The 4,077-nt window shown below is 72.6% G+C and carries 5 protein-coding genes; 2 read left to right on the top strand and 3 right to left on the bottom strand.

Annotation, left to right across the window (positions count from 1 at the left end; translation table 11 throughout):
- Nucleotides 1-91 precede the first annotated feature (91 nt).
- Together G6027_RS10225 and lspA are read right to left on the bottom strand one after the other, a co-directional pair.
- Nucleotides 92-1,018, bottom strand: a complete 927-nt coding sequence (locus G6027_RS10225; protein WP_182637082.1) for an RluA family pseudouridine synthase — start codon at nucleotides 1,016-1,018, stop codon at nucleotides 92-94.
- Nucleotides 1,011-1,637, bottom strand: coding sequence for a signal peptidase II (lspA, locus tag G6027_RS10220; RefSeq protein ID WP_182637081.1), 627 nt, complete (start codon nucleotides 1,635-1,637; stop codon nucleotides 1,011-1,013). Before lspA ends, G6027_RS10225 begins: the two co-directional genes overlap by 8 nt.
- Nucleotides 1,638-1,708: 71 nt before the next feature.
- On the opposite strand from lspA, the gene G6027_RS10215 reads away from it, so the two are divergent.
- Nucleotides 1,709-2,707, top strand: a complete 999-nt coding sequence (locus G6027_RS10215) for a hypothetical protein (RefSeq protein ID WP_182637080.1) — start codon at nucleotides 1,709-1,711, stop codon at nucleotides 2,705-2,707.
- Between the two features lie 22 nt (nucleotides 2,708-2,729).
- On the opposite strand, the gene G6027_RS10210 is transcribed toward G6027_RS10215, so the two are convergent.
- Nucleotides 2,730-3,224, bottom strand: a complete 495-nt coding sequence (locus tag G6027_RS10210; RefSeq protein ID WP_182637079.1) for a hypothetical protein — start codon at nucleotides 3,222-3,224, stop codon at nucleotides 2,730-2,732.
- A 131-nt stretch (nucleotides 3,225-3,355) separates the two neighbouring features.
- On the opposite strand from G6027_RS10210, the gene G6027_RS10205 reads away from it, so the two are divergent.
- Nucleotides 3,356-4,077, top strand: a 722-nt coding sequence (locus G6027_RS10205) for an asparaginase domain-containing protein (protein ID WP_346995687.1), incomplete at its 3' end; no start/stop codon positions are given.

Below are 4,077 nucleotides of genomic sequence, written 5' to 3'. Positions count from 1 at the left end.
GCCAGGACGATCACCACGCCGAGGCCCGCGATCCTGAGGGCCCGCAGGCCGGCCCGTCGGCGGGGTGCCCGACTGGAGCCCGCCGGGCTGCTCACGCCGCGCGGAGAGCGTCCAGCGCGTGCTGGAGGTCATCGGGGTACGAGCTGACGAAGTCCACCCGCTCGCCGGTGCCCGGGTGATCAAAGCCGAGCCCCACCGCGTGGAGCCACTGACGCTCCAGCCCCAGCCGCTTCGCCAGCACCGGGTCGGCGCCGTAGGTCAGGTCGCCCGCACACGGGTGGTGCAGGGCGGAGAAGTGCACACGGATCTGGTGGGTGCGCCCGGTCTCCAGTTTCACCTCGACCAGCGTCGCGGCCTGGTGCGCCTCGAGAGTGTCGTAGTGGGTGATCGAGTGCTTGCCGTCGGAGGTGACCGCGAACCGCCAGTCGTTGGAGGTGTGACGGCCGATGGGGGCGTCGATCGTCCCGGACAGCGGATCGGGGTGTCCCTGGACCAGAGCGTGGTAGGTCTTGTCGACCGTGCGGTCGCGGAACGCCCGCTTGAGGAGCGTGTACGCGCGCTCGGAGGCCGCCACCGCCATCAGGCCGGACGTGCCCACGTCGAGGCGGTGGACGATCCCCTTGCGCTCCGGCGGCCCGGAGGTGGAGATGCGGTACCCGGCGGCCGCCAGTCCCCCGATCACCGTGGGGCCGGTCCAGCCCACGGAGGGGTGGGCGGCCACGCCGACGGGTTTGTCGACGACGACGAGGTCGGCGTCGGAGTAGACGACCGCCATCCCCTCCACGGGCTCGGCGACCACCGCGGGCTCGGCCCGCGGATCGGGCATCTCGACCTCGATCCACGACGTCCCGGTGAGCTTGTCGGACTTGCCCACTGCGCGGCCGTCGACCAGCACCTTGCCCTCGCCGGCGAGGTCGGCGACCGCAGTCCGGGAGATCCCGAGCAGGCGGGAGACGCCGGCATCGACCCGCATCCCGTCGAGACCGTCCGGGACGGGAAAGGTGCGGAGCTCACCCATCTGTTCTGCCCCCGGTGTCGCTGCCGGCCTCGCCGTCACGAGGCTCCGTCGCGGCGGCGTCCTTCTCCACCGGCCCCCGCGAGCCGTCGAACTCCACTGCCTTGAACACGGCGACGGCCACCACGATCACGCCGACGACCAGACTCGAGTCGGCCACGTTGAACACCGGCCACCAGCCCACCGAGACGAAGTCCACCACGTGTCCGCGCAGCACCCCGGGCGAGCGCAGGTAGCGGTCGACGAGGTTCCCGGCGGCTCCGCCCAGGATCAACCCGAGCCCCCACGCCCACCACCGCGAGTGGATCCGGCGCGAGAACCACAACAACCCCAGCACGACCACCGTGGCCACGATGCTCAGGACGACGGTCGACCCGGTCCCCATCGAGAAGGCCGCCCCGGGGTTGCGCAGGAGGAGCAGTCGCACGGAGTCGCCGACGATCCGGATCGGGTCCTGACCCTCGAGTCCCCACACCGCCAGGGCCTTGGTCACCTGGTCCACCGACACGATCACCGCGGCGATCAGCAGCATGACCACCGGCCCCGCCCTGAAGTAGCGGGCACCGGCACCGCCGGGCGTCGTCCCCGTCGCGTCGGCCCGCGTCCCGTTGGTCTCCGTCATGCGGTCCAGTATCCCTGATCCCCCGGCGGGGCCGGGTGGCCCGGTGGGTGGACCCTCTAGGCTCGGGGATCGTGAACTCCCGAACGCCCCCTGCCTCCGGCCCTTCCCGACCCACGCGAGCCGGTCGCCGACTCCTCGTCACCGCGCTGGCCGCTGCGCTCGTGGCCTCCACGGCCGCGTGCTCGGACGAGGGGGACTCCCCCGGAGATGCCGCGGTCAGCGCGCAGGAGGACCAGGCTCTGGAGCCGGCGGTGGAGGTGGACCCCGGCCCCGCCCCGACGGTGGAACTCCTCGACGAGGGCTCCGGGGAACTGAGGGTGTTGGCCTATGCCCCCTCGCGTGAGCCCGTGACCGTCGCCGTCACCAGGTCCGCGACGGCTCGCACGACCGTGCCGGGCTCGGAGCCGAGGATCGACGAGACCCCCGAACAGACCCTGACCGTCGAGGGAGTGTCGGAACCGGATGTCGACGGCGCCCAGCGGGCCACCGTCACGGCCCGGGACTTCACCTCCGTGGACGAGCTGCGCTCGGCCCAGTTCGCCACTGCTCCCGGCTTCGCGGTCACCTGGACCCGCAGTGCCGACGGCATCGTCCGCGGTCTCTCGCTGGAGGCCCCGGCCACCGCGACGGATGCGGCGCGGGCCGGGGTGGAGATCACGGCGAACGCCGTGTCCGACGCGACCGTCGCGTGGCCGACGGAGGCGATCGGGGTGGGGGCCCGGTGGACCGTCACCCGGACGGTCGACGACGCGGTGGCGCCGGAGCGCGCCGTCACCTACGTGCTGACCGCCCTCGACGGCGACGTGGCGACCGTGACGATGGAGTTGGGTGCGCCCGACACCGCCGCGACCCTGGACGCTCCGGCACCCGACGGTGGTCCGGGCGTCACGCTGGAGGTCGAGGCGTACGAGGTGACGGGATCGGGAGAACTCATGGTGGACCTCCGGGCGCCACTGCCCGTGGACGGAACGACCGAGTCCTCGACGCGGGCCGTGTACGTGGACCCGGATTCGGGCCGACGCACGACCTACGACGAGGACTCGGTGCTGGACTTCCGCACCGCGGGATAAGACCCGGCGGCACCTGAGAAGATCAGGCGACCTGGCAGGTCGCCGGCGGCTCGAGCCCGGCGTTGGTGATGAGCGCACAGGCGAAGGACTGCTGCAGCTGCCACTGCCCACCCTGCTGGATGAACTGCGCCTGGACGTTGATGTCCTCCTGGCCGGGCTGCATGATCACCGCGTTGGCGATGAGCGTGCCGGGGATGTCGCCCTCGGCGGCACCGGTGATGGTCACATCGGCGCCCTGTTCGGCCTTGAGTGCGGCGATCTGGTCGAAGAGCTCCGGCGCCTCGGCGCCGCCCTCGACCAGGTCGACCTTCTCCTCCAACGGCACCGCCGGGTCGGAGGCCCGGGCGAGCAACTGGGTCAGCTCCTCGGCAGTGGGCACGGTGGTGGGCTCCTGCTCGGTGGCCGTGGGGGCCGGTGCCGTCTCGCGCCCTCCGTCGTCGTCCCCGCCGCACGCGGCGAGGCCGCCCAGGGCGAAGGCGGACAGGGAGACTGCGGCGATGGTCCGTCGAAGACTCACGCATGGTCCTTTCGTCGTGATGTGCAGCTGTCGGGCCGTTCACCGGCCCAACGGGTACCGAACCGCCATTGTTCCACCGCCCACGGCCCGGGTGGTTGACGACGGGTCCCGAGCCCACCACTGTGGACCGGGTGACCAGCGTCGAGACCAGCACCGATACCCCCCACGTCGTGATCTGTACCACCGGCGGGACGATCACCGCCTCCACGGTGCCGGGAGGGGTGGTGGTGGCAGGCGACTCGGACGTCGCCACACAGGCCATGCTCGACGGGCTCCGCTCGGTGCTCCCGCCCTCGATACGCGTGAGCGCGCGGGCCGTGCTGGACGCCGACTCGTCGACGTTCGGCCCCGCGGAGTGGGACCGCATGGTCGACGCGGTCTCAGGCGCCCTCGCCGATCCGGGCGTGACCGGGGTGGTGGTGGCCCACGGGACGGACACGCTGGAGGAGACGGTGATGGCGCTGGACCTCCACCACACCGACCCCCGCCCCGTGGCGGTGACCGGTGCCCAGCTGCCCGCCGACCACCCCGAGTCCGACGGACCCGCGAATCTCCTCGACGCGGTGCTGCTCGCGGCCGACCCGGTCTCACGTGGTCTCGGCGTCCTGGTGGTGCTGGGACGGGCGATCCTCCAGGCCCGAGGGGTGCGCAAGTGGCACACCACGGAGCCAGTCGCCTTTGCCCGCAACGCCCCGGACCTGCCCGTCGAGGGCCTGCCGCCGGAGCTCGAACGACCCATCCTCCCCGGGCGGGCCCGTTTCTCCGGCACCCGGGTGGACGTGGTGTCCTGCCCGCCCGGTTCCGACGCCGTGGCATTGCGGGCCTGCGTCGACGCCGGGGCCCGCGGGCTCGT

Origin of the sequence: Dietzia sp. SLG310A2-38A2 (assembly GCF_014145095.1) — a bacterium.
Lineage (GTDB): Bacteria > Actinomycetota > Actinomycetes > Mycobacteriales > Mycobacteriaceae > Dietzia.
Note: the sequence above shows the minus strand (reverse complement) of the source record. Positions and strands in the feature narration are given on the sequence as shown.

What these genes read in the sequence shown, in the direction of transcription:
- G6027_RS10225 (WP_182637082.1), bottom strand. Translation starts at nt 1,018, where the DNA reads ATGGGTGAGCTCCGCACCTTTCCCGTCCCGGACGGTCTCGACGGGATG.
- lspA (WP_182637081.1), bottom strand. Translation starts at nt 1,637, where the DNA reads ATGACGGAGACCAACGGGACGCGGGCCGACGCGACGGGGACGACGCCC.